The 24,245-nt window shown below is 73.0% G+C and carries 21 protein-coding genes; 13 read left to right on the plus strand and 8 right to left on the minus strand.

Features of this window, described 5'->3' with window-relative positions; genetic code table 11:
• The first annotated feature begins 171 nt into the window (after positions 1 to 171).
• The 6 genes from Q5425_RS32225 (at position 172) to recN (ending at position 7,215) form a co-directional block, all read left to right on the plus strand.
• Positions 172 to 2,409 (plus strand): hypothetical protein, encoded by a 2,238-nt coding sequence (locus tag Q5425_RS32225; protein ID WP_308676118.1) that lies wholly within the window; start codon positions 172 to 174, stop codon positions 2,407 to 2,409.
• Positions 2,402 to 3,373: an HAD-IIA family hydrolase gene (locus Q5425_RS32230; protein ID WP_308676119.1), complete on the plus strand. Its 972-nt coding sequence runs from the start codon at positions 2,402 to 2,404 to the stop codon at positions 3,371 to 3,373. Before Q5425_RS32225 ends, Q5425_RS32230 begins: the two co-directional genes overlap by 8 nt.
• 17 nt (positions 3,374 to 3,390) lie before the next feature.
• Positions 3,391 to 3,588 (plus strand): hypothetical protein, encoded by a 198-nt coding sequence (locus tag Q5425_RS32235; RefSeq protein ID WP_308676120.1) that lies wholly within the window; start codon positions 3,391 to 3,393, stop codon positions 3,586 to 3,588.
• A 5-nt stretch (positions 3,589 to 3,593) separates the two neighbouring features.
• Positions 3,594 to 4,421, plus strand: a complete 828-nt coding sequence (locus Q5425_RS32240; protein WP_308676121.1) for a TlyA family RNA methyltransferase — start codon at positions 3,594 to 3,596, stop codon at positions 4,419 to 4,421.
• Positions 4,418 to 5,344 (plus strand): NAD kinase, encoded by a 927-nt coding sequence (locus tag Q5425_RS32245; protein ID WP_308676122.1) that lies wholly within the window; start codon positions 4,418 to 4,420, stop codon positions 5,342 to 5,344. Before Q5425_RS32240 ends, Q5425_RS32245 begins: the two co-directional genes overlap by 4 nt.
• A gap of 89 nt (positions 5,345 to 5,433) precedes the next feature.
• Positions 5,434 to 7,215: a DNA repair protein RecN gene (gene recN / locus Q5425_RS32250; RefSeq protein WP_308676179.1), complete on the plus strand. Its 1,782-nt coding sequence runs from the start codon at positions 5,434 to 5,436 to the stop codon at positions 7,213 to 7,215.
• A gap of 6 nt (positions 7,216 to 7,221) precedes the next feature.
• Here the strand turns inward: recN and Q5425_RS32255 are convergent, their stop codons facing one another.
• On the minus strand, positions 7,222 to 7,665 hold the full coding sequence (locus Q5425_RS32255) for a MarR family transcriptional regulator (RefSeq protein ID WP_308676123.1): 444 nt from the start codon (positions 7,663 to 7,665) through the stop codon (positions 7,222 to 7,224).
• A 66-nt stretch (positions 7,666 to 7,731) separates the two neighbouring features.
• Between Q5425_RS32255 and Q5425_RS32260 the strand changes: the two genes are divergently transcribed.
• The 4 genes from Q5425_RS32260 (at position 7,732) to Q5425_RS32275 (ending at position 12,126) form a co-directional block, all read left to right on the plus strand.
• Positions 7,732 to 8,724 carry a zinc-binding alcohol dehydrogenase family protein gene (locus Q5425_RS32260; RefSeq protein ID WP_308676124.1) on the plus strand — a complete coding sequence of 331 codons (993 nt, stop codon included), beginning with the start codon at positions 7,732 to 7,734 and terminating at the stop codon, positions 8,722 to 8,724.
• Positions 8,721 to 9,896, plus strand: a complete 1,176-nt coding sequence (locus Q5425_RS32265; protein WP_308676125.1) for a DUF1266 domain-containing protein — start codon at positions 8,721 to 8,723, stop codon at positions 9,894 to 9,896. The genes Q5425_RS32260 and Q5425_RS32265 overlap by 4 nt, the downstream gene beginning before the upstream one ends.
• A gap of 98 nt (positions 9,897 to 9,994) precedes the next feature.
• On the plus strand, positions 9,995 to 11,179 hold the full coding sequence (steA, locus tag Q5425_RS32270) for a putative cytokinetic ring protein SteA (RefSeq protein ID WP_308676126.1): 1,185 nt from the start codon (positions 9,995 to 9,997) through the stop codon (positions 11,177 to 11,179).
• The gene (locus Q5425_RS32275) at positions 11,176 to 12,126 is read left to right on the plus strand and encodes a copper transporter (protein ID WP_308676127.1); all 951 of its coding nucleotides are present in this window, start codon (positions 11,176 to 11,178) and stop codon (positions 12,124 to 12,126) included. The genes steA and Q5425_RS32275 overlap by 4 nt, the downstream gene beginning before the upstream one ends.
• Positions 12,127 to 12,240: 114 nt before the next feature.
• Here the strand turns inward: Q5425_RS32275 and Q5425_RS32280 are convergent, their stop codons facing one another.
• Entirely contained in the window at positions 12,241 to 12,633 is a 393-nt protein-coding gene (locus Q5425_RS32280; RefSeq protein WP_308676128.1) for a hypothetical protein, read from the minus strand.
• A 153-nt stretch (positions 12,634 to 12,786) separates the two neighbouring features.
• Here Q5425_RS32280 and Q5425_RS32285 point away from each other — a divergent pair, with 153 nt between their 5' ends.
• Positions 12,787 to 13,980, plus strand: a complete 1,194-nt coding sequence (locus tag Q5425_RS32285) for a glycoside hydrolase family 18 protein (protein WP_396135286.1) — start codon at positions 12,787 to 12,789, stop codon at positions 13,978 to 13,980.
• A 49-nt stretch (positions 13,981 to 14,029) separates the two neighbouring features.
• Here the strand turns inward: Q5425_RS32285 and Q5425_RS32290 are convergent, their stop codons facing one another.
• On the minus strand, positions 14,030 to 15,193 hold the full coding sequence (locus Q5425_RS32290) for an MFS transporter (protein ID WP_308676130.1): 1,164 nt from the start codon (positions 15,191 to 15,193) through the stop codon (positions 14,030 to 14,032).
• Positions 15,194 to 15,257: 64 nt separating this feature from the next.
• Here Q5425_RS32290 and Q5425_RS32295 point away from each other — a divergent pair, with 64 nt between their 5' ends.
• Complete coding sequence (locus Q5425_RS32295) at positions 15,258 to 15,635, plus strand: MerR family transcriptional regulator (RefSeq protein ID WP_308676131.1); 378 nt, start codon at positions 15,258 to 15,260, stop codon at positions 15,633 to 15,635.
• A gap of 28 nt (positions 15,636 to 15,663) precedes the next feature.
• Here Q5425_RS32295 and Q5425_RS32300 read toward each other — a convergent pair whose 3' ends face one another.
• Positions 15,664 to 18,435 carry a BTAD domain-containing putative transcriptional regulator gene (locus Q5425_RS32300; RefSeq protein ID WP_308676132.1) on the minus strand — a complete coding sequence of 924 codons (2,772 nt, stop codon included), beginning with the start codon at positions 18,433 to 18,435 and terminating at the stop codon, positions 15,664 to 15,666.
• A 272-nt stretch (positions 18,436 to 18,707) separates the two neighbouring features.
• Entirely contained in the window at positions 18,708 to 19,133 is a 426-nt protein-coding gene (locus Q5425_RS32305) for a DUF5709 domain-containing protein (RefSeq protein WP_308676133.1), read from the minus strand.
• Positions 19,134 to 19,252: 119 nt separating this feature from the next.
• Between Q5425_RS32305 and Q5425_RS32310 the strand changes: the two genes are divergently transcribed.
• On the plus strand, positions 19,253 to 20,089 hold the full coding sequence (locus tag Q5425_RS32310; RefSeq protein WP_308676134.1) for a cyclase family protein: 837 nt from the start codon (positions 19,253 to 19,255) through the stop codon (positions 20,087 to 20,089).
• A 21-nt stretch (positions 20,090 to 20,110) separates the two neighbouring features.
• Here Q5425_RS32310 and Q5425_RS32315 read toward each other — a convergent pair whose 3' ends face one another.
• The 3 genes from Q5425_RS32315 to Q5425_RS32325 form a co-directional block, all read right to left on the minus strand.
• A complete protein-coding gene (locus Q5425_RS32315) occupies positions 20,111 to 22,438 on the minus strand; it encodes an EAL domain-containing protein (RefSeq protein WP_308676135.1) in 2,328 nt (775 codons plus the stop codon).
• Between the two features lie 88 nt (positions 22,439 to 22,526).
• A complete protein-coding gene (locus tag Q5425_RS32320) occupies positions 22,527 to 23,345 on the minus strand; it encodes an ABC transporter permease (protein WP_308676136.1) in 819 nt (272 codons plus the stop codon).
• Complete coding sequence (locus Q5425_RS32325; RefSeq protein WP_308676137.1) at positions 23,335 to 24,234, minus strand: ABC transporter ATP-binding protein; 900 nt, start codon at positions 24,232 to 24,234, stop codon at positions 23,335 to 23,337. The genes Q5425_RS32320 and Q5425_RS32325 overlap by 11 nt, the downstream gene beginning before the upstream one ends.
• Between the last annotated feature and the right edge of the window lie 11 nt (positions 24,235 to 24,245).

Here is a 24,245-nt window from a genome sequence, read left to right on the forward strand (position 1 = left end):
ACCCGGAAGCTAAGCCTGACAGCGCCGATGGTACTGCAACCGAAGGGTTGTGGGAGAGTAGGACACCGCCGAACTTACCTTCCGTACGGCCCGTTAGGATAGCCAGTTGGCTGCCCTGACGGGCCGTACGCGTATGTCCAGAACAAGATTTTTTTCATGGCAGGAGGCCAGGTGTCCGAGTTCGGTCGACGAGACTCAAGCGATGATGGGTCCGGCCGGTCGGCACGCCGGGACGAAGGCTCCCGGGGCCGGTCGGACGGATCCGGGGGAGACCGGCGCGGCGCGCGGCAGGACCGCGGCGGGCGCGACAACACCCACCAGGGACGGCCGCGCCGTGACGACCACGGTGTCCGCGGGGGCGGCAAGCCCTTCCGCGGCGGCGATGGTCCCCGCGACCAGCGCGGCGGGTACGCCGGCCAGAGCCGCAGCGGCAGCGGGAGCGGCGGCCGCAGCTTCGGCGACCGCGACGACCGCAAGGGCGGGTACGGCAGCCGCGACTCCGGCGGCCGGCCGGGCAGCAGCCGCGACTCCGGCGGTCCGAGCCGCTCCGGCGGCGGCCGCTACGAAGATCGGGGCAACAGCCGCTCCGGTACCCGCAACGACAACCCGGGCCGCAGCCACGACGACCGTGGCGGCCGGCCCCAGGGCAAGTCGTCCTACGGCGACCGCAAGCCCCGCTGGGAAGACCGCAGCGGCTCGCCCCGCCGCGACGACGACCGCGGCACCCGCCCGGGCGGCTACCGGTCGGACGACCGCGGCGGCCGCGGTGGTTACCCGCGCCGTGACGACGACCGTGGTCCCCGTACGGGTGGTTTCCGGTCCGACGACCGCAGCCGTGGCGGGAGCGACCGCCGTGACGACGACCGTGGTCCCCGTACCGGCGGTTTCCGGTCGGACGACCGTGGCCGTGGCGGGAACGACCGTCGTGACGATTCGCGCGGTGACCGCGGTGGTTACCAGCGCCGTGACGATGACCGCGGTCCCCGCACCGGTGGCTTCCGCTCCGACGACCGCAGCCGCGGCGGCAGCGACCGTCGTGACGATTCGCGCGGCAGCTACCAGCGTCGTGATGACGACCGTGGTCCCCGTACGGGTGGTTTCCGGTCCGACGACCGCAACCGTGGCGGGAACGACTCGCGCGGTGACCGCGGCGGTTACCAGCGCCGGGATGATTCGCGCGGCGAGCGCGGTGGCTATCAGCGCCGTGACGATGACCGTGGTCCCCGGACGGGTGCTTCCCGTCCGGATGACCGTGGCCGAGGCGGAAGCGATTCCCGCGGCAGCTACCAGCGCCGCGATGACGACCGTGGTCCCCGTACGGGCGGTTTCCGGTCCGACGACCGCAACCGTGGCGGGAATGACTCACGCGGTGACCGCGGCAGCTACCAGCGTCGCGATGACGACCGAGGCCCTCGCACCGGCGGCTTCCGGTCCGATGATTCCCGCAGCGACAGCCGCACCGGCGGTTCCCGCGACTCGGGCAAGCGCTACGACAGCAGCACCCGCGACAGCAGCACCCGTGACAGCAACACCCGCGACAGCAGCACCCGCGACAGCAGCAGCCGTGACAGCAGCAGCCGCGACCAGGGCGACCGCAAGGACCGCCGCGACGACCGGCCGCGCCGGGACCCGCGGCCCAAGGTCGGTGCCCCGCTCGACGACGAGGCCCTCGCGAGGGAGCTCCTCGAGGCCCCGGAACTGCCCGAGGACGTCGAGTTCTCCGACCTCGACGAGGAGGCCCGCCGCGAGCTGCGGACCCTGCCGAAGGGCCTGGCCGAGACCGTCGGGAAGCACCTCGTCGCCGCCGGCGGCCTGATCGACAGCGATCCCGAGGCCGCCCTCGAGCACGCCAAGTACGCCAAGGCCAAGGCCTCGCGCGTCCCGATCGTCCGGGAAGCCCTCGGCCTGGTCGCCTACCAGGTCGGCCACTGGTCGGAGGCCCTCTCCGAGCTGCGGGCCGTCCGGCGGATGACCCGCACCGACGACCACATCGCGGTCATCGCCGACGCCGAGCGCGCACTCGGCCGGCCCGAGCGGGCCCTCGACCTCGCGAAGGAGGTCGACACGTCGAAGCTCGCGAAGGCCACGCAGGTTGAGCTCGCCATCGTCGCGGCCGGGGCGCGCCGGGATCTCGGGCAGGTCGACGCCGCCGTCGTCTCGCTGCAGAGCGAGGACCTCAAGGCCGAGAAGCGCGACCCGTGGAGCGCGCGGCTCTTCTACGCCTACGCCGACAACCTCGTGGCCGCCGGGCGCAAGGACGAGGCCGTCCGCTGGTTCCTCAACGCGGCCGAAGCCGACGCGGAAGACGAGACCGACGCCGCCGAGCGCGCCGCGGACCTGTCCAACGAAAACCGGGACGCCGAAGACAAGGCCGCTGAAGACAAGGACGCCGAAACCACTGATGAGTGACGCCCTCCTCGCGGCCTACGACGCGGTCCTCTTCGACCTCGACGGCACCGTCTACCACGGCACCCGGGTCATCCCGGGTGCCCCGGAGACGGTCCGGGCCGCGCGGGAGCACGGCACACCCGTCCGGTTCGTCACGAACAACGCCTCCAAGGCACCCGGCGAGGTCGTCGCGCACCTCACCGATCTCGGCATGCCCGCCGAGGTCGGTGAGGTCCACACCAGCGCCCAGGCCGGGGTGCAATTGCTGAAGGAGCGGCTCGAACCGGGCGCCGAGGTGCTCGTCGTCGGCACCGATTCGCTCGCCGGCGAGGTGACCGGGGCCGGGCTGAAGCCGGTGCGGGAAAACGGTGACGGCGTCCGGGCCGTCGTGCAGGGGCACTCGCCCGACAACACCTGGGCGGCGCTGGCCGAGGCGTGCCTGGCCATCCGCGCCGGTGCGCTGTGGGTGGCCTGCAACGTCGACGCGACGCTGCCCAGCGAGCGCGGCCTGCTGCCCGGCAACGGCTCGATGGTCGCCGCGCTGCGCACCGCCACCGACGTCGAACCGCTGGTCGCCGGAAAGCCGCAGCCGCTGCTGTTCGAAACCGCCGCGCGTTCGGCGGGTGCCGAAAAGCCCCTGGTCGTCGGCGACCGGCTCGACACCGACATCGCCGGCGCGGTCGCCGCGGGCCTCGACTCCCTGGTCGTCCTGTCCGGCGTCGCGACGCCGAAGCAGCTGATCGAGGCGATCCCCGCCGAGCGCGGCACCTACCTCGCCCGCGACCTCACGGCGCTCACCGAAGCGGCCGAGGACCTCAAGATCGGTCCCCGGCCGGGCTGGACCACCAGCACCGAGGGCGGCGTCCTCACCGCGACGGGTGACGGCGACGACCTGGACCTGCTTCGCGCCCTCTGCCACACGGCCTGGGAGACCGGCGTCACGGAGCTCGGCGGCGACGCCGAGGCGCGGCTGGGCAACCGCTGACTGATACCGTTCGCACTGTGCAGGACCATCCCTACCCCGTCCCGGGCCCGCCGCCCGGTTCGTTCTCGCCGCAGACCGACCCGCGCGCCGGCATCGACGAAGCCGTCGCGGGGCTGGACGACCTCGACGCGCTGCCGCTCGCGGAGCACGTCGACCGCTTCGACGCCGTGCACACCGAGCTGACGGTCGCCCTGTCCAGCATCGACAAGGTCTGATCGGCGTGCCCAAGCGGGCCCGCCTCGACGCGGAACTCGTCCGGCGCGGCCTCGCCCGGTCGCGTGAACAGGCCTCGGCCCTCATCGCCGGCGGCAAGGTCACCGTGCGCGGCATGGTCGCGACCAAACCCGCCACCGGCGTGGAATCCGGCGCGCCCATCGTGGTCAAGGACGAAGACGACCCCGGCTGGGCCTCCCGCGGCGCGTACAAGCTGCTCGGCGCCCTGGAGGCCTTCACCGGCCTGAGCGTCGAGGGCAAGCGCTGCCTCGACGCCGGCGCGTCCACCGGCGGCTTCACCGACGTCCTGCTGCGCAGCGGCGCCGCGACCGTGCTCGCCGCCGACGTCGGCCGCGGGCTGCTCGACTGGCGGATCCGCACCGACGAACGTGTAGTGGTCATGGATCGCACGAACGTCCGCAACCTCACGCCCGACGACCTGGGCGGGCAAGTCGACCTCGTCGTCGGCGACCTTTCGTTCATCTCGCTGAAGCTCGTGCTGCCGGCGCTCGCGGCCTGCGCGCGCGAGGGCGCCGATCTGGTGCCGATGGTGAAACCGCAGTTCGAGGTGGGCAAGGACCGCCTCGGCAGCGGCGGCGTGGTCCGGGATCCGCAGCTGCGTGCCGAATCGGTGCTCACCGTCATCGACGAGGCCGCGAAACTCGGGCTCGCGCTGCGCGGCGTGACCGCCAGCCCGCTGCCCGGGCCGTCCGGGAACGTCGAGTACTTCGTGTGGCTGGAGAAAGAACAGGTGGCCGGGTCCACAGTGGACGCGGTAGACAGGTCTGAGGCCGAGCGGCTCGTCCGGACCGCCGTCGAGGAAGGGCCCGCATGACCACCGAACGTGAAGTGCTCCTCATGGTGCACCCTGATCGTGACGCGACGGCCGAAGCCGCGCGCGAGGTTTCGGCGCGCTTCGCCAAGGCAGGCATCCGGATCCGGGTGATCGAGGAGGACGTTTGCGCGCTCATCAACCCGGACCGGCACGGTGTCGGGTCGAGGTGCACCGTCGTCGCCGCGGAGGACAACCCCGCCGACGGCGTCGAGCTGGTCTTCGTCCTCGGCGGTGACGGCACCCTGCTGCGCGCGGCCGAGGTGGCCCGCCCCGCCGGGGTGCCGGTGCTCGGCGTCAACCTGGGCCGCGTCGGGTTCCTCGCCGAGGCCGACTCGGACGCGCTGGCCGACACCGTCCAGCGGGTCGTCGACGGCGACTACCAGGTCGAAGAGCGGATGACCATCGACGTCACGGTCAGCGACGGCGGCACCGAGCTCGCCCGCACCTGGGCGCTCAACGAAGCCAGCGTGGAGAAGAGCACCCGGGAACGGGTCCTGGACGCGCTGATCGAGGTCGACGGCCGTCCGGTGTCCGCCTTCGGCTGCGACGGTGTGCTGTGCGCCACACCGACCGGTTCGACCGCGTACGCGTTCTCGGCGGGCGGCCCGATCATCTGGCCGGACGTCCAGGCGCTGCTGGTCGTGCCGAGCAACGCGCACGCGATGTTCGCGCGGCCGCTGGTCGTGTCCCGGGATTCGGTGATCACCGTCGGAATCGACCCCGACGGCTCGCCCGCGGTGCTGACCTGCGACGGGACCCGCCCCATCGACCTGCCGCCCGGCGCGCGGGTGCGGGTCACGTGCGGCATGACGCCGGTGCGGCTGGTCCGCCTGTGGGACGGGCCGTTCACCGACCGGCTGGTGCAGAAGTTTTCGCTGCCGGTGAAGAGCTGGCGGGAGCGGCACGCGCGACCGGTCGAATGACTCCGCTCGGCGCGGAATTCGAACACATCGGCGACTCGCCGGGGTAGCGGGCGCGCAGAGTGTCGGTGGTGGCCGCTACGGTAGGCGGCGTGCTGGCCGAGATGCGCATCCAGGGCCTCGGAGTCATCGAGGACGCCCTGCTGGAACTGCACGCGGGCTTCACCGTCGTGACGGGTGAGACGGGTGCGGGCAAGACCATGGTCGTCACCGGGCTGCACCTGCTGTCCGGGGGCCGCGCCGAGGTGTCCAAGGTCCGGACGGGGATGCTGAAGGCGTTCGTCGAGGGACGGTTCACCTACGCCGGCGTCGAAGGCGCCGAGCGGATCGTCGCCGATTCGGGCGCGGACGTGGACGAGGACGGCAGCGTGATCGCGCTGCGCGCGGTCGCCGTCGACGGGCGGTCCCGCGCCCACCTGGGCGGCCGGTCCGTGCCGGTCGGCGTGCTCGCGGAGCTGTCCGAGCAGCTGATCGCGGTGCACGGGCAGAACGACCAGCTGCGGCTGCTGCGCCCGGCCGAGCAGCGCGCCGTGATCGACCGGTTCGCCGGCGACACGGTGGCGAAACCGCTGCACACCTACCAGGAGATCCGGTCCGAGTGGCTGGCGGTGATCGCCGAGCTGACCGAGCGGTCGACGCGGTCGCGGGAGATGGCCCAGCAGGCCGACCTGCTCAAGCACGGGCTGACCGAGATCGACGCCGTCGCGCCGGAACCGGGTGAGGACGTCGAGCTCACCGAGCAGATCAAGCGGCTCGCGGCGGTCGACGAGCTGCGCGCGACCGCAACCGAGGCGCACGCCGCGGTGTCCGGCTCCGCGGACGGCGACCCGGACGCGCCGGGTGCGGCCGGCCTGGTGTCGGAGGCGCTGCGGCGGCTCTCGACGTCGGAGGACGCCGTGCTGCGCGAGCTGGCGCCGCGGCTGGAGGAGGCGTCGGTGCTGCTCGCCGACGTCGGGGCCGAACTGGGCAACTACGTCGAAACGCTGGACGCGGACCCGGCGCTGCTGGAGAAGGTCCTGGCCCGTCAGGCCGATCTCAAGCGGCTGACCCGCAAGTACGCCGCGGACGTCGACGGCGTGCTCGCCTGGGCCGACGACGCCCGGCGCCGGCTGGAAACCATGGACACGTCGGAGGAGGCGCTCGCCGAGCTGGCGCTGCGGCGCGATCAGCTCGCGATCCAGCTGGCCGCGCACGCGGCCGAGGTGTCGGCGGCGCGCACTGATGCAGCGGCTGCGCTGGCGGCCGAGATCACCCGCGAGCTGTCCGGGCTGGCGATGGGCCAGGCCGCGATCGAGGTGACGGTCGAGCAGCGCCCCGCCGAGCACGGCGACACGCACGCGCTGACCATCGACGGCCGCGCGGTGCACGCGGGCCCGGACGGCGTCGACGACGTCGAACTGCTGCTGCGCGCGCACGACGGTGCGCCGCCGCTGCCGGTGCACAAGGCCGCCTCGGGCGGTGAGCTGTCGCGGGTGATGCTGGCGATCGAGGTGGTCCTGGCGCACGCGGACACGGTCCAGACGCTGGTGTTCGACGAGGTCGACGCGGGTGTCGGCGGCCGCGCGGCGGTCGAGATCGGCCGCCGGCTGGCCCGGCTGGCCCGGACCCACCAGGTCCTGGTGGTGACCCACCTGCCGCAGGTCGCGGCGTTCGCGGACCAGCACCTGGTGGTGGACAAGGGGCACACCGGCGGGGTCACGCGAAGCGGTGTGAAGAACCTGAGCCAGACCGAGCGGGTCAGCGAGCTCGCCCGCATGCTCGCCGGCATGGACAACGAGACGGGCCGCGCGCACGCGGAGGAACTGCTGGCGACGGCGGAGAAGGACAAGACGGAGTTCGAGCCGAAGAAGAAGCGCGCGGCGAAGAAGAAGTAGCGGCCGTCAGTCCTCGAGGTCCGCGCTGATGCCGCGGAACACCTCCGCCAGCACGCGCGCCTGTTCGCCGGTCATCCGGTCGGCGAAGTGCCGCTGCACTCCGCGCACGTGCGTGGGCCAGGCCGCCTCCAGCGCCGCCAGGCCCTCGTCGGTCAGCACCACCAGCGTGGCCCTGCGGTTCGCCGGGTCCGGCTCGCGGCGCGCGTAACCCGCAGACTCGAGGCCGTCCACGATCCGCGTCAGGCCACTCGGGCTGTGCACCAAGGCGCCGGCCAGGTCCTTCATGTGCAGCCGCCGCTCCGGGGCCTCCGACAGCTGCACCAGCGCGTCGTACGTCCGGTGGGTCATGCCGTGTTCGGCCCGCAGTTCCGCGTCGAGGACCCGCAGCAACAGTGCCGATGACCGCAGGAAACCCCGCCAGGCGGCGTCGTGGTCGAGGGACAGGCTCACCCCGGGAATACTACTCGCACGGACAGTTGTTGTGCGAACTGTTCGCTTGCGAAGGAAGGACCCAGGATGCGCGCGGTGGTACTCCGGGAACCCGGTCCCGTCGAAAACCTCGAACTCACCGATCTCCCGCTGCCCGAACCGGAACCCGGCTGGGTCCGGATCGCGGTCAAGGCGTTCGGCCTGAACCGGTCGGAGCTGCACACGCGGCTCGGGCTCGCCGAAGGCGTCACGTTCCCGCGCGTGCCCGGCATCGAGGCCGTCGGGGTCGTCGACGCGGACCCCGGCGGGGAATTCGCCGAAGGGCAGCAGGTCGCCACCATGATGGGCGGCATGGGCCGCACCTTCGACGGCGGCTACGCCGAATACACCGTCGTGCCGAAGAACCAGGTCATCCCCTTCCGCAGCGAGCTGCCGTGGGAGGTCATCGGCCAGGTCCCGGAGACGCTGCAGACCGCGTACGGCTCGCTCACCACCGGTCTGGACCTCCAGGCGGGCCAGGCGCTGCTGATCCGCGGCGGCACGTCCGCGCTCGGCTTCGCCGCCGCGACCCTGGCGAAAGACCTCGGCGCCACCGTCTTGGCGACGACCCGGCAGCCCGGAAGGATCAAAATCCTGCGTGCACACGGCGTCGACCACCCGCTGCTGGACGACGGGAACGTCGCGGAGCAGGTCCGCAAGCTCGTGCCCGGAGGCGTCGACGCCGCCCTCGAACTGGTCGGCACCCCGACCCTGCCGGACACCCTCGACGCCACCCGCGTGCACGGCACCGTCTGCTTCGCCGGCATGTTGTCCAACCAGTGGACGATCTCGAACTTCTATCCGATCGGCTACCTTCCCGCCGGGGTGCGGTTGACCGCTTATGGTGGGGAGGCGGACGACCTGCCCGCCTCCGTCCTCCAGCGCCACCTCGACCGGATCGCCGACGGCGAAGCGAGCCTCGGCCCGGCCAAGGTCTACCCGATGGCGGAAATCCGGCAGGCGCACGACGACCTGGAGCACAACCGGACGGCGGGCAAGCTCGTCGTGCTGACCGGCCGAGCGGAGGGAGCCGCCCCGTGATCCTGCCGCCGCCCGCCGATGTCGAAGCCCAGCTCGCCGCCGCGCGGCGGGAGGGCGACCTCGACCGCTACCTCGGCCTGCTCGCCGTCGAGGAGCTGTTCGTGCCGATCCGGCGGGTGGACGCCCGCAGCATTCTCGACGAGCGGGCGGAAACCTTCCCCAACGTCTACTTCGAGACCGGCGGCGACGAGTTCCTGCAGGTCTTTACCCGCGGCGCGTTGCCCGGCTTCGGCCCGGACGTCGTCGCCATGAGCGGCGCGCTCGACTGGGCGGTCGACGGGGTCGGGCGGCACGAGCGCGTGGTGTTCAACCGCGGCACCCGCGGCGAGTGGCGGCTGCCGGGCGCGACGCTGCAGCCGTGGCTCGACGCGCACGCCGACGACGTCACGCCGCTGGAAGAGCAGGTCGAGCGGCTGATCACCGCGCCGTACGGGCACCTCGAAGGACCCATCGCGCACGCACTGGCCTGCGGCGCGCACCTGGCCGTGCTCAACGCGGCGCCGTGGAACCTGCTCGACGGCCGCTACCACGACTACGTCGCCGAGGTGCGGGGCCTGCGGGACTGGTGGGGCGTGCCCGATCCGCCCGGCTGGCGCGCGACCATGACCGAGCTGATCGGCGACGGCTACGCGCTCACGCCCGGCAACCTCGTCCTCATGCTGCGCCTGCGGTTCGCCGCCGAGTACGGGCTGCCGGGCGCCGAGTTCGATCCGCTGACCTGGGCGCAGCTGGTGGACCGGTGGTGCGCGGAGAACGACGCCGCGGACCAGGCCGGCGAGCTGCGGGACACCGTCCGCCGGGTGTCCCGGTACGAGCGGCGGCTGCGCGCCGACGGGCTCGTCGACGCGGACGGGTGCGTCACGACGGCGCTGTCCTGGGACGTCGGCCGCGCGGTCGCCATCGCCCGCGGGGGATTGGCCGCCGGGTACTGCGACGCGCTGACCGCCGAGCTGATGGTGCTCGAAGCCGGTTCCCTCGCCCGCCGCTACCACCAGTCATGGGCGGACCTGTCGGCGGGGTACGTCATGGGCCGGCTGCTGCACGCCGGTGAAGACGAGTTCGGCGAGTGGTACCCGGCGGCCGTGCGGGTCCACCACCAGCTCCTTCAGGATCCGGCGAGCCCCTGGCTCAACCTCGATTTCGGTTCCCTGTCGGAGGAGTCGGAGGCCTGACCCGCACGGGGGAGGGCGGCGGGGCTCACCACAACGAGTCACGGCGGCTACGGCGTGGCGAGCCTCGTCCCACGAGCAAATTTGTCACCATCGGCCACATGAAGCTCACGGGTCTGCTCACGCGGAATCAGGAACCCCTCCCGGGGATCACCGGGGTCGCCCGGGTCGACCGCCGCACCCGGGAGCTCCTGCGCCGGATCAGTCCCGGCGACATCGTCGTGCTCGACCAGCTGGACCTCGACCGCGCGACGGCCGACGCCCTGGTCGAGGCCGAGGTCGCCGGCGTGGTCAACGCGTCGCCGTCGATCTCCGGCCGGTTCCCCAACATGGGACCCGAGATCCTGGTCGCGGCCGGCATCCCGCTCGTCGACTCGGTCGGCGGCGAGCTGCTGCGCTCGATCAAGGACGGCACGAAGCTGCGGCTGCTCGACGGCGTCGTGTACGTCGGCGAGCGGCAGGTCGCCTCCGGCATCGCCCAGACCGCCGAGAGCGTCGCCGACCAGATGATCGAGGCCAAGGCCGGGATGTCGACCCAGCTGGAGGCGTTCTCGGCGAACACCATCGAGTTCCTGCGCCGCGAGCGCACCCTGATCCTCGACGGCGTCGGCGTGCCCGAGCTGAAGGTGCCGCTGCGCGACCGGCACGTCCTGGTCGTCGCGGGCGGCAACGGGCACGCCGACGACCTCAAGAAGCTCAAGAAGTACATCGTCGAGCACCGCCCGGTGCTCATCGGCGTCGACGCCGGGGCCGACACGCTGCGCGTGCAGGGCTACCGGCCGGACGTCATCGTCGGCGATCCCACCGGTATCGGCACCGCGACCCTGCGCGGGGGCGGCGAGGTCGTCGTGCCCGCCCAGCCCGACGGGCACGCCCCCGGGGTCGAGCGGATCCAGGACCTCGGCATCGGCGCGGTGACGTTCCCGGCGTCGGGCAACGCCGAAGACCTCGCGCTGCTGCTGGCCGACGCGCACGGCGCCAGCCTCGTCGTCACCGTCGGCTTCCAGGCCACCCTGCGCGAGTTCCTCGACCACGGCCGGTCCGGCTCGAACCCGTCGACGTTCCTGACGCGGCTGAAGCTCGGCACGAAGCTCGTCGACGGCAAGGCGGTGGCGACGCTGCACCGCAACCGGGTGTCGATCGGCGCGGTCGTCCTGCTCGTGCTCGCCGCGGTCGTGGTGGTCCTCGCGGCGCTGCTGGTGTCCGAAGTGGGCGCGGTCTACCTGGACTGGCTGAAGGACACCTGGAATACGTTCACCGCCTGGGTCAAGGGGCTCTTCACGTGATTTCGCTGCGGTACCACGTCGTTTCCATCGCTGCCTGCTTCCTCGCGCTGGCCGTCGGCGTCGTGCTCGGCTCGACCGCGCTCAACGGCACGCTGCTGTCGGGGCTCGCGGGGGAGAAGAAGGACCTCGGCAGCCAGGTCGCCGACCTGGAGGCGCAGCGCAACGCGCTCAACGCCCGGCTGACCGACGCCGACGCCTTCGCCGGCTCGATGGGCCCGAAGGTCGTCGCCGGCACGCTCGACAAGCGGTCGGTGGTCCTCGTGACCACCGAGGACGCGCGCCCGGCCGACCGGGACGCGCTCAAGCAGCTGATCGGCCAGGCGGGTGCTTCGGTGACCGGCGAGGTGCAGCTGACGTCGGCGTTCGCCGACCCGGAAAAGGCCGACCAGCTCCGTGACGTCGTCACGCGGCTGCAGCCGGCCGGCTCGAAGTTCCCGACGGCGGGGGACTCCGGCACGCTCGCCGGCGCGCTGCTCGGTTCGGTGCTGCTGCTGGACAAGACCACGGCGAAACCGCAGTCCGCGGGCGAGGAACTGGCGGCGGCGCTGAGCGGGCTCACCGACGGCGGGTTCGCGAAGGCGGGCCAGGAGGTCAAGCCCGCGCAGCTGGCGGTCGTGCTCACCGGCGCCCAGGCGAGCGGCGACGGCGCGGGCGACCGCGCGGCGACGATCGCCCGGTTCGCGACGCAGCTCGACCGCAGCGGGGCCGGAGCGGTGCTCGCCGGCGACGCCGGTTCGGCCGACGGCACCGGCGCGCTGGGCGTGGTCCGGGCGGACACCTCGGCGACGTCCATCCTGTCCACAGTGGACAACGCGGACACCTCGGCGGGCCGGGTGAGCGCGGTGCTGGCCCTGAAGGAACAGCTCGACGGCGGCGCGGGCCGCTACGGGGTGGCGGGCAACGCCCAGGCCCCGGCCCCGGGCGTCGCCGCACCGGCCGGGAACTGATCCGGTCTGCCGCGGCTCGTCGTGAGTGGTAAGGCGGGTTAGAACCCGCCTTACCACTCACGACCGGCCGCGGGAGAGCTCGCAGCCACCCGCGGTGATCCTCCGCCTGGCGGGTCAGTGACCTTCGCGCACCGAGAGCGAGTCCATCCGCCAGGCGATCTCCTTCTCCCCGCCGGTCGGCCAGCTCGACGACAGCCGCCGCCGGACGCTGCCCAGCGCGCCCAGCTCGGCGAGGTCGACCCGGGGGCCCTGCGCGGCGAGCGACGACACCTCGGCGGTGGTGAGCGGGACGAAGTCGAAGTACTGCGCGTCTTCGCCGCCGGACCGGTCGACGAACTCGGTGAAGATCGCGGCGAACGACTGGCCGCACTCCGGGCACCGGCGCAGCGAGATGCTGAAGTGCGACCGCTCGACCAGGCGATGGGTCTTGTTCAGCCGGGTCGTGCAGAACGCCAGCGCGGTCAGGGCGTCATCGCCGGAGCAGCGGGCGCAGCCGAACTCGGTCATCGGCCGATCATCGCACGCCGTGAATCCGCACCCGGCTGCCGGGCCATCGGGAAACCCGCTGACCCCACCGTTTTGCTCTGGTCCGCACTGGTCTGGACCTGTTAGCCTCGGCACGTCCGCCGTCCGGCCGATGAGGGGAATCCCGTGCTCCGCATGAGAAAACGCATCGCCGTCGCCGCACTCGCGCTCGCCGGTGCCTCCGTCGCCGCGCCGCCCGCGGACGCCGGTCAGGCCCCGGGCAAGGTGATGGCCTACTTCGCCGACTGGGACGTCTACGCCCGCGGCTACCACGTCAAGAACATCGAAACGTCCGGTTCGGCCGCGAAGCTGACCCACATCAACTACGCGTTCGGCAACGTGACGGGCGGCGGGTGCGCGGTCGGCGACCCGTGGGCCGACCACGACATGCCCTACGACGCCGCCACGAGCGTCAGCGGCCAGGCGGACAGCACCGAACCCGGCGCGCTGCACGGCAGCTTCAACCAGCTCTTGCAGCTCAAGAAGCTGCACCCGAAGCTCAAGGTCCTGTGGTCCTTCGGCGGCTGGACCTGGTCGGCCGGCTTCACCGAGGCGGCGAAGAACCCGGCCGCGTTCGCCGAATCCTGCTACAACCTGGTCAACGACCCGCGCTGGGCGGGCGTCTTCGACGGCATCGACGTCGACTGGGAGTACCCGAACGCCTGCGGCGCCACCTGCGACACCAGCGGGCCGAAGGCGTTCACGGAGCTGGTCAAGGCCTTGCGCGCGAAGTTCGGGCGCCAGCTGGTGACCGCGGCGATCACCGCCGACGGCTCGCGGGGCGGCAAGATCGACGCCACCGAGTACGGCGCCGCGAGCCGGTACCTCGACTGGTACAACGTGATGACCTACGACTACTTCGTCGCCGGGGCCAGTCCGAACGGGCCGACCGCGCCGCACTCGCCGCTGCGTGCCTACCCGGGCATCCCGAGTGCCGGCTACTACGCCGACGCGGCCGTCCAGAAGCTGCGCCACCAGGGTGTTCCGTCGTCGAAGATGCTGCTGGGCCTCGGGTTCTACGGCCGCGGCTGGGACGGCGTGACGCAGAAGCAGCCGGGCGGCACGGCGACCGGCCCGGCGCCCGGCACCTACGAAGCGGGCGTTGAGGACTACAAGATCCTCAAGACCAAGTGCCCCGCCAACGGCAAGATCGCCGGTACGGCGTACGCGAAGTGCGGCTCGCAGTGGTGGAGCTACGACACGCCCGAGACGGCGTCGGCCAAGGCCGGCTACGCGAAGTCGCAGGGACTCGGCGGCGTGTTCGCCTGGGAGCTGTCCGGCGACACGGCGGACGCGGAGCTGCTGCGGGCCATCGCGGGCCGCTGCTGAACCAGAGCTGGAGGGCCCGGCCGTGAGCGCGGCCGGGCCCTTCGTCCACTTAGGACGTCGCGGGAAAGCCGTGCTGCCGGGCGCCGAGCACCACGGCGAGCACCGGCAGCAGGAGCACCAGCAGGGTCCAGGGGAAGGACGCGGGCCCGGCGGCGTCGAGCAGGACCCCGCCGGCCACCCCGCCCGCGGCCATCGCGGCGTTCCACAGCGTGACGAGCATGGCCTGCGCGTTGTCCGCCGCTTCGCCGCCGGCGTTCCCGGCCGCGGTCTGCAGCAGCGTCGGGACACCGCCCCAGCCGAGTCCCCAGAGCGCCACGGCGGCGTAGACCAGCGCCGGGCTGCCCGCGAAGACCGCCAGGAGGGTCGCGGCCACCGCGACCAGAAGGGTGCTGAGCACCGTCAACGTCCGCAGCGCGCGGTCGATCCGGGCGCCGACGACGCCGATGCCCGCCATCGACGCGATGCCGAACACCAGCAGGACGAGGTCCACCGCGTCGCCCATCCCGGCGTGGCCGAGGAAGGCGGCGACGTAGGTGTAGAGCACGGTGTGCGCCAGCACGAACACGAGCGTCACGGCGAGCACGGGCACGACGCCGGGGACGGAGAGCGTCCGCAGGACCGGCGACCGGCCGCTCGTCTGCCCCGGCTGGTCCGGGACGGCCACGGCGATCCACGCGAGCAGCACGACCGCGATCGCCGACATGACGCCGAACGCCGAGCGCCAGCCGAGCAGGCCGCCGAGGAACGTCCCGGCGGGGATGCCCAGCGACAGGGCCAGCGGGATGCCCGCCATCACGATCGCGATGGCTTTGCCCTGGCGGTCCGGCACGAGCCGGCGCGCGTACCCGGCGAGAAGAGCCCAGACGACACCCGCGGCCACCCCGGCGACAAAACGCGCCACCATGGTGAGCGTGTAGTCCGCCGACAGCGTCGTCACGGTGTTGGCGACGGCGAACCCGGCCACCCCGGTGAGCAGCAAGCGTTTGCGGGACCAGGCCGCGGTGGCGGCGGACAGGGGGATGGCGGTGAGCGCGGTGCCGAGCGCGTAGATCGTCACGGCTTGGCCGGCCGCGGATTCGCCGACCCCGAGACCGGCGCTCATCCCGGGCAGCACGCCGGCGGGCAGCGCCTCGGTGAGCACGGTGACGAACGCGGCGGTGGTCAGGGCGAGCAGGGCGGTCAGGGGAAGCGTGCGGGTGCTGAGGTTCGTCATGCCGCTATGCTCGAACCCTCCCATTGATGTGAAGGTCTACTCCCGGGAACGTGAGGTGGCGCACATGCGGATCGGCGAGCTCGCGGAGCGCACGGGCACGTCCCGCCGGCTGCTCCGGTACTACGAGGAGCAGGGCCTGATCATCGCGAGCCGCGGCCCGAACGGCTACCGCGACTACGACGAGCCGACGGTCGACCGGGTGATCCAGGTCCGCGGCCTGCTCGACGCCGGGCTGCCGACCCGGATCATCAAGCAGATCCTCCCGTGCCTCGACAAGCCCAGGACGATCTACTTCCCCGACGCCACCCCGGAGATGATCGCCACCCTGGAGGCCGAGCGCGACCGCATGACCCGCCGGGCGGAGTGCCTGCTGCGCAACCGTGACGCGATCGCGGAGTACCTCGACGCGGTGCGTGAGTACGGCGGGGTGGCGACGGCGTGACATCGAGCTGCGGCGGGGTTTCCGATTACTACGGAAGAACTCCGGGAACTGAGCAGCCATCGAGCGCGAGAAGCGCCGTTTCGACTTCCTTGGTGTGGGAGTCTTCCGGGCTCGACCGGTAGAAGTCGAGGGCTTGGTGGAGGGCCCGCCGGGCGTCGTCCGGCCGGCCGGCGGCCCGGTAGCAGTCGCCGAGTGCGACGAGGAAGAACGCTCCGCGCCGGATGTTGCCGATCCCGCGCAGGACTCCGACGCACCGCTCCAGCAGGTTGATGGCCGTAGCCCATTCGCCGTCGCGAAGGGCCACGAAGCCGAGGTTGCCGAGGGCGTGCGCTTCACCGGCGATGTCGTGGTGCTCCCCGGCCACGGTGGCCGCCCGGCTCAGCCATTTCCGGGCGCCCGGCCGGTCGTCCCACTGGAAGTGGCAGAACCCGATCATGTCCAGCGTCTTCACGTAGAGCCGCGGGTCGTCGGCCGGTTCGATCAGGCCGAGGATGCGTTCGCACTGGTCGCGCTCGGCCTGGTAGTCCGCGGAGTGGTACTCCCACGCGCCGGCGAGCACGTAACGCAGGTGGGCTTCCTGCAGCCGGTCGCCGGAGCGCTCGGCCAGCGCCAGCGCCGCGGGCAGGGTTTCGAGCGCGGCTTCCGGGTGCCCCGCGAAGATGCGGGCACTGGCGAAGATCCGGTGCGCGATGAGCTGGGCCGGGACGTCACCGAGCCGCTCGGCCGCGGCGAGGGCGAGCCGGGCGCCGGCCTCCCGTTCGAACAGCAGGCCCTGCCGGGCGCGGAACTCGTTGAGCAGCCAGACCTGCTGCCAGACCTCGGTGTGCCGGCCCCGCTCGGCCGCGAGCTCGGAGGCGGCGGTCAGGCAGGCGTGCTCTTCGGTGAACCACCGCAGCGCGTCGGCGTGGCCGGCGAACCGCTGTGGTTCGACCCCGGCCCGCGGCGGGGCGATCCGGATCGGCTGGGCGAGCGGCTCGAGGACGTGGTCGGCGTGCCAGGACGTCTGGAGGTAGAAGTCCGTCACCCGGCGCAACGCGTCCTGCCGGGCGCTTTCCGGCAGCGTCCGTTCGGCCTCTTCGGACGCGTAGAGCCGGACCAGATCGTGCATCCGGTACCGGCCGCTCGCCGTCCGCGTCACCAGGTGCGCGTTTTCCAGCGCCCGCAGGACCTTCCGTGCTTCTCCGGACGGAACGCCGGCGAGTGCCGCCGCGGCGGGCAGGCCGATGTCCGGGCCCGGGGCCGGGGCCAGCAGACCGAACAACGCCGAAGCGCCGGGCGTGAGGTGGCGCAGGGACCACGAAAACACCGTGCGCAGGCTCAGCCCGGCCTCGCCGGTGTCGAGCCCGTCCAGCCGGGCGGCGTGGTCCCGCAGTTCCTCGGCCAGCAGCCGCAGTGGCAGTTCGGGCGAGGTGACCGCGCGGGCCGCGACGATCCCCAGCGCCAGCGGGAGCCCGGCGCAGAGGCGGACCAGTTCGTCGACGGTCGCGGCTTCGGCGGTCAGCCGGTCCTCGCCCAGGTGCCGTCCGAGCAGTTCCCGCGCCTCCCCGGCGGACAGCACGTCCAGGGAGATCGGCCGCGCCCCGTGCGTCGCGACGAGCCCGCCGAGCCGGTGGCGGCTGGTCACGAGCACCCGGCAGGCCGGGCTGCCCGGCAGCAGCGGGGCGACCTGGCCGGTGTCCGCGGCGTTGTCGAGCACGACCAGCACGCGCTTTCCGGCGAGCAGGCTGCGGTAGAGCGCGAGCTGCGCGTCGGGCTCGGCCGGCACCGCGGCGCCGTCCACGCCCAGCGCGTGCAGGAATCCGCGCACCGCCACCGAAACCGGGAGCGACTCGGCGGCGGGGTCGAAGCCGCGCAGGTTGACGTACAGCTGCCCGTCGGGGAATTCGGCGAGCTTCCCGGCCGCCCAGTGCAACGCCAGCGACGTCTTCCCGATCCCGCCCGGGCCGCTGATGGCCACCGGGCCCGCCGCTGCCCCGGCGTGGTCGAGCGCCGCCAGCAGCTCGGCGCGGCCGACGAAGGATGCCGGCGCCGCCGGGAGCTGCTGCGGCACCGGCCTCGCCGCGGCCGGGTCCCGGCCCGGATCGCCGTGGAGGATCCGCTCGTGCACCTGCCGGAGCGCCGAACCGGGATCGGTGCCGAGTTCCTCGGCGAGCAGGCGGCGGACCCGGTCGAACTCCCGCAGGGCGTCGCCCGGACGGCCGGCACGGGCCAGCGCGAGCATCAGCTGGCCGCGGAGCCGTTCGTCGAGCGGGTGCGCCTCGGCCAGCGCGGCCAGTTCGGGAATCAGCTCGCCGGCGCGGTCGCCGCGGAGCCGGAGGTCGGCGAGGTCGAGCTGCGCGCCCAGGCGCCGGTTCTCGAGCGCTCCGCGCAGGTTGGCGAACCACGGCGTGTCGAGGCCGGCGAACGGCTCGCCCGCCCACAGGGCGAGCGCCCGGTCCAGCAGGCGAGCCTTCTCGCGGTCGTCGCCGGTGGCCGCGGCTTCACCGAGGAGCCGCAGGAAGACGTGGAGGTCGACGGCTTCGGCGTCCGCCGCCAGCAGGTAGCCGCCCGAGCGCTGGGTGACCGTCGCCTCGCCGAGGGCCGTCCGCAGCCGGGAAACGTAGCTGTACAAGGCATTGCGGGGGTTGACGGGCAGCTGCTCGCCCCAGATCCGCTCGGCGAGGACGTCCGCGGGCACGACCTTGTTCACGTCCGTCAGCAACGCGGAGAGCAAGCCCCGCTGGCGAGGACGGCGGATCTCCACGGGACGGCCGCCGACGTGGGCTTCGAGCTCGCCCAGCAGCCTGAACCGCACCGACACCCGCCCTCCGTCTCCGGTGTGTCCGCTCGGCCGCCCACTGTAACCGATCGCCGGAAAGGGCCGGGAAAGTTCCGCGCAAGGCCGGCCGGGCACGGTGGGTCCCGTCGGTGGTACCGCCACGAATCGCCGAGGGGGCGGTTCGTGGCCGGTGCCGCGGACCGTGGGCCGGATCGCCTTCCCTGCCGTGGCCGCCGCCCCGAGGCGGCCTCCCCGGCGATCCGGCGGGTGGCGGGCGGGTCCGGTGTCCTCGAACGCCGGGCCGGCCCGTCACCTCACCAGCGGCGGGAGGGGTCGATCACGTGGACGGCCGCTTCCTCCGCCGAGGCCGCGCCGCCGTCGATGCCGGCGTCCGAGGCGTACAGCTCTTCGTCGGAGTCTTCGCCGAAGCCCTCGTCCGAGGCGACCAGGCGGCCCGCGCGGACGTCGCCGACCTCGTCGTCGACCAGTTCGCCGTCGGTGTCCTCGGTGTCACCCAGCCCGTCGTCGTCGAGTTCGTCGGCCAGGTCGGGGACCTCGCGGGCCAGCCGGCCCGCCCAGCTCTCGCCCTTCGCCGTCTCGTGTGCGGTGGTGCCCCAGCCTTCGGTCGCCTGCGCGCGTTCCGGCGGTGAATAACCCTCCGCCAGTTCGTCGCGGTCGTCCAAAGTGTCCTCGGGGTCGAGGATGCCGTTGTCCGCGTTGTCTTCGATGTCGTCGTCCACGGCCACCATCTTCGCGCAACTCGTTGGCCGCGCCCAGCCCGGGTGATAAGACCATGTCATGCCGGGGCTCCGCCCCGGGCCGCCGGATCGGCGGTGCTGCCGGTGAAAGGTGATCCCTCATGCCGATGAGACGCAGGGTGCTGGCCGCGGGGCTGGCCGGGGTGTTCGGCGCCGCGCTGTCCGGGCGGACGGCGCAGGCCGCGCCGGTGGCCCCGCCGGTGCGGCTCGACCAGCTGAACCTGGTCAACCTGTCGCACGTCAACGACCCCGCCACGACCAACGTCTTCCCCGGCGACCCGGCGTTCGAGCTGGAGACCATCGCCACCATCCCCGACGACGGCTACTACCTGCAGTTCGTCCGCGAAGGCGAGCACACCGGGACGCACTGGGGCGCGCCCGGGCACTTCAACACGGGGGAACCACTCGCCGACGACATGGACCCGGCCGACCTGTTCCGGCCCGCCGTCAAGATCGACATCCGGGCCAAGGCCGCGGCGAACCCGGACTACGCCGTCACCGTCGAGGACCTCAAGGCGTGGGAGAAGCGCCACGGCCGGATCCCGGCCGAGTCCGTCGTCGTGCTGTGGACCGGCTGGGACGCCAAGTGGGGCACGCCCGCCTTCCCGAACACCGGCGCGGACGGCGTGCTGCACCAGCCGGGGTTCTCGATCCCCGCGGTGCAGTGGCTGATCGACACCGGACGGCTGGGCCGCCGCGGCGGCACCGGCACCGACACGTTCAGCCCCGACGTCGGCACCGACGAGACCTACACGGTGTCCAAGCTGGTCTACCGGCGGCACCGGATCAGCCTGGAGATCCTGGCCAACCTCAAGGCCCTGCCCACGACCGGCGCCTGGGTGCTCGCCGGTGGCCCGATCAACCGCAACGGCGCGGGGTCGACCGCGACGATCTTCGGCGTGCTGCCCCCGGGCGTGCAGGCGGCTGAGCCCTCGTGAGTGGTAAGGCGGGTTAGAACCCTACTTACCACTCACGACCGGCCGCGGCAGACTGCTCAGCCGCAGGGAGGAGAGGGGGGCCGGGTGGCCGAACCGGTAGCCCTGGGCGATCGTGCAGCCCGCGCGGGTGACCAGTTCGGCCTGCTCGGCCGTCTCGATGCCCTCGGCGACCACGCCCACGTCGAGGTCGGCGCACAGCCCGACCAGCGACCGGCACAGGGCGGCGTCGCGGTCCGGCCGGACGCCCGTCGTCAGCGCGCGGTCCAGCTTGATCAGGTCCACCGGCAGCGCGTGCAGGACGGTCAGCGAGCTGTACCCCGCGCCGAAGTCGTCCAGCGCCACCCGGACGCCCAGGTCCTGCAGGCGGCGGATCGCGGCGGCACCCGCCGCCAGGTCCGGCACCGGCACCGTCTCGGTGATCTCGACGATCAGGCGCTCCGCCGGCAGGCCGTACCGGTCCAGCGCGGACCCCACGCTCTGCTCCAGCGCGGCGGCGCCCAGCCGGCTCGCGCACACGTTGACGTGCACCGTGAGGTCGATCCCGGCCGCGGTGATCTCACGGCAGGCCAGGTCCAGCACCAGCGCGTCCAGCTCCGCGCCGAGGCCCGCGCCTTCGGCGGCGCGGACGAACGTCTCGGGCGACACCGCGGTGCCGTCACGCGTGGTCCACCGGGCCAGCGCTTCCACCGCCACCGGCGTCTCGTCGGCCAGCCGGACGATCGGCTGGAACACCAGGGTGAAGCCGTCCGGCAGGCCGCCGCCCGCGCGGCGCAGCGCCGACGGGAAGTCGGGCGGGCCGTCCGGCGACGGGTGGTACACCACGGTCGTGTCCTTGCCGAGCCGCTTGCCCGCGTACATCGACGTGTCCGCGCGGCCCAGCAGCACGTCGGCGGTGATCGACGGCTCGGCCGGGTCCGGCACGACCAGCCCCATGCTCGCGCGGACCGGGACCAGCGTGCCGTGCACCGCGAACGGCCGCCGCAGCGCGCTCTGGATCCGGTCGGCGACGGCCTGCGGGGTGTCGAGCTCGCCCTCCAGCAGGATCGCGAACTCGTCGCCGCCCAGACGCGCCACGGTGTCGCCCGCGCGCACGCAGCTCTGCAGCCGCTGGGCGACCGCGTGCAGCAGGACGTCCCCGCCCGCGTGCCCGAACCGGTCGTTGACCTCCTTGAAGTCGTCCAGGTCGACGAAGATCAGCACGAGCGGCCGGTGCCCGCCGTCCGCGGCCTGCTCGACGGCCCGGTCCAGCCGGTCGGCGAACAGCGCGCGGTTGGCCAGCCCGGTCAGCGGGTCGTGGTAGGCCTGGTGGGTCAGCTGCTGCTGGCCCTCGTACACCCGGCGCAGCAGCAACCTGTTGTCCAGCAAGGAAAGCAGCTGCCGGGCGAGGACCAGGAACACGACCAGCACGCCGACGGACACCTCGACGCCGTCCGGCCCGGCCCCGGCCAGTACCTGCACGGTGATCAGCAGCGCGACGGCGGTGACCGGCACGTACGGCAGCGCCGGCTGCCACCAGTCGACGCCGAGCGGCTGGCCCGCGTCCTCGCGCCGCCGCGTGCCCGGGGTGGTCAGCAGGGCGAAGGCGATGAACAGCGGGCCGAGCACGAACCCCGCGTCCGCCCACGGCTTCATGCTCTGCGCGCCGATGCTGACCAGGTAGGCGAACACGCTGTCGGAGCAGGCCAGCGCGACGATCCCGACGGCCGCGAGCAGCAGGTTCGCGCGGTAGGGGCGGTCCACCCGGTCGAACACGACCAGCAGCACCGCGACGACCACGACCACCAGGTCCGACAGCGGGTAGGCGATGGCCACGGCCCAGGTCAGCGCGTCCGGGCCGGTGGCGCGGACCACCTGCCCGAGCGCCGCGGTCCAGGTGAGGATGAACAGCGAGCCGGTGACGACCAGCCCGTCGAGCACCACCGCGACGCCGAAGTGTGCGGTCCACTGCGCGGGTTGCCAGCGTTCGCGGTCCGGCCGGGCCCGCGCGTGGGCGAGGACGAACAGCGCGGCGAGCGCGAACAGCGGGAAGCTGAGGTACCCGACGTCGGCCAGCGACGGCGACGGCAGCCCGCGGCCGTCGATCAGCTGGTACCAGGACCAGACGCACTGGCCGAGCGACCAGCCGGTCATGCCGAGCGCGACCAGCACCCGCCACCAGCGCTGGTGGCCGCGGACCCGCCGGGCGACGACAACGCCGCAGACGACCCCGGTGATCCCGGCGCTGAGCTGCATGGCGTCGTCGACCCAGAGGGCGAAGGTGTCGCCCCAGAACGCGAAGCCGTTGACCACGATCAGGGCCGCCGTGACGAAGACGAGCAGGATCGCCACTGGGTACCGCCGCACTGTCATGGCACCTCACGCGGTCACGCACGCCGGTCGGACCGGCAAACACTACACCGGGCGTGATCGACTGCGGACGCACCGGCACCGGCGCCGGTCACGCGATGTCGCGGCGGTGCAGCAGCCAGCCGCCGAGCACGCCGAACGCGATCAGGTACCCGGCCAGCACGGCCGTCGCCTGCCCGGCGCCGACGACCTGCTCGACGCCCGGCGCGCTCGCCCCGAACGCGGCGGCCAGCGCCCCGGCGTTCGGCCCGGGCAGCGCCTTCTGCAGCTGCGCGACCCAGTCCAGCAGCGGCGCGGCGACCGACGCGAGGAGGTTCTGCACCGCGAGCAGCCACACCAGGCCCAGCCCGATCGGCAGCGCCACCGAGCGCAGGCCGATCGCCAGCAGCACCCCGAGCGCGCCCCACATCGTCGCGACCAGCCAGCCGGCGCCGAGGCCGAGCAGGACGTCGGGGACGGCAGGCCAGCCGATCGCCCGGCCTTCGAGGTTCGCGACGAGCACGCTCGCCCCCGCCGTCGTCGCGAACAACGTGAGCACGGCGGCGAGGGCGGCCACCGCGACGGTGACGAGCTTCGCGCCGTACACCGCGACGCGCGAGGGGTGCTGCACGAGCACGGTTTTCCAGGTGCCGTAACCGTATTCGCTCCCCGCGACCAGGACGCCGAAGATCAGCGCGAGGGCGCCGACGAAGATCGGCAGCCCGCCCAGCGCGCTGCCGACGAAGGCGTCCGGCAGCATCGCGGCCAGCCCGCGGCCGCTGCCCGGCGGCCCGGACGTCGCCCCGCTCAAGCCCGCGTACGGGACGGCGTAGCCGAAGGTCAGCGTCAGGACGACGGCGACGGCCAGCAGCAGCCAGGTCGCGGGACGGCGGGCCTGCTTGGTCAGCTCGGCCCGGATGTCAAGCAGCATCGGGAGCACCTCCGGTCAGGGCGAAGAAGGTCTGTTCCAGGTCGGGTTCACGCCAGCGCAGTTCGGTGACGACGAACCCGGCGCCGACCAGCTCGGCGTTGACCCGCCCGGCCTGCTCCGGGGCGACGTCGAGTTCGAGGGCGGTGTCGCCGGCCCGGACGCGATCCGGGCCGAAAAGGCGTCCGAGGTGCTCCCGGGCTTGCTGGAGCGGATCGGCGACGACGCGCAGCGCGCCCCCCGCACGCAGGTCCTCGACCGTGGTCTCGATGACGAGCCTGCCGTGGTCGAGGACGCCGACGCGGTCGCAGATCTGCTCGACCTCGGCCAGCAGGTGGCTGGACAGCAGCACGGTGCAGCCGCCGGCGGCCAGCTTGCGGAGGGTGACCCGCATGTCGGCCATGCCCGCCGGGTCGAGGCCGTTGGTCGGCTCGTCGAGCACGATCAGCTCGGGGTCCTTCAGCAGCGCCGCGGCCAGACCGAGCCGCTGCTTCATGCCGAGCGAGTAGGTCCCGTACCGGTCCTTGGCGCGATCGGCGAGGCTGACGACGTCGAGCACGGCGCCGACGCGGGTCCGGCGCACCCCGGCGTGGTCGGCGAGGATCCGCAGGTTGGCCGCGCCCGACAGGTAGGGGTAGAAGGCGGGGCCTTCGATCAGGGCGCCGACGCGGGCGAGGCTGCCGGGCCCCGGTTCGGCGCCGAGCAGCCGGACGCGCCCGGAGGTCGGCCGGATCAGGCCGAGCAGCATCCGCAGCGTCGTCGTCTTGCCGGCGCCGTTGGGGCCGAGGAAGCCGTAGACCTCACCGGCGGGCACCGACAGGTGCAGGTCCTCGACGGCGGCGATCTCGCCGTAGCGCTTGGTCAGCGCGGTCGTTTCCACGGGTGGGATCACGGTGGCCTCCT

Source organism: Amycolatopsis sp. A133 (genome assembly GCF_031082405.1).
In the GTDB taxonomy this organism is placed as follows: Bacteria; Actinomycetota; Actinomycetes; order Mycobacteriales; family Pseudonocardiaceae; genus Amycolatopsis.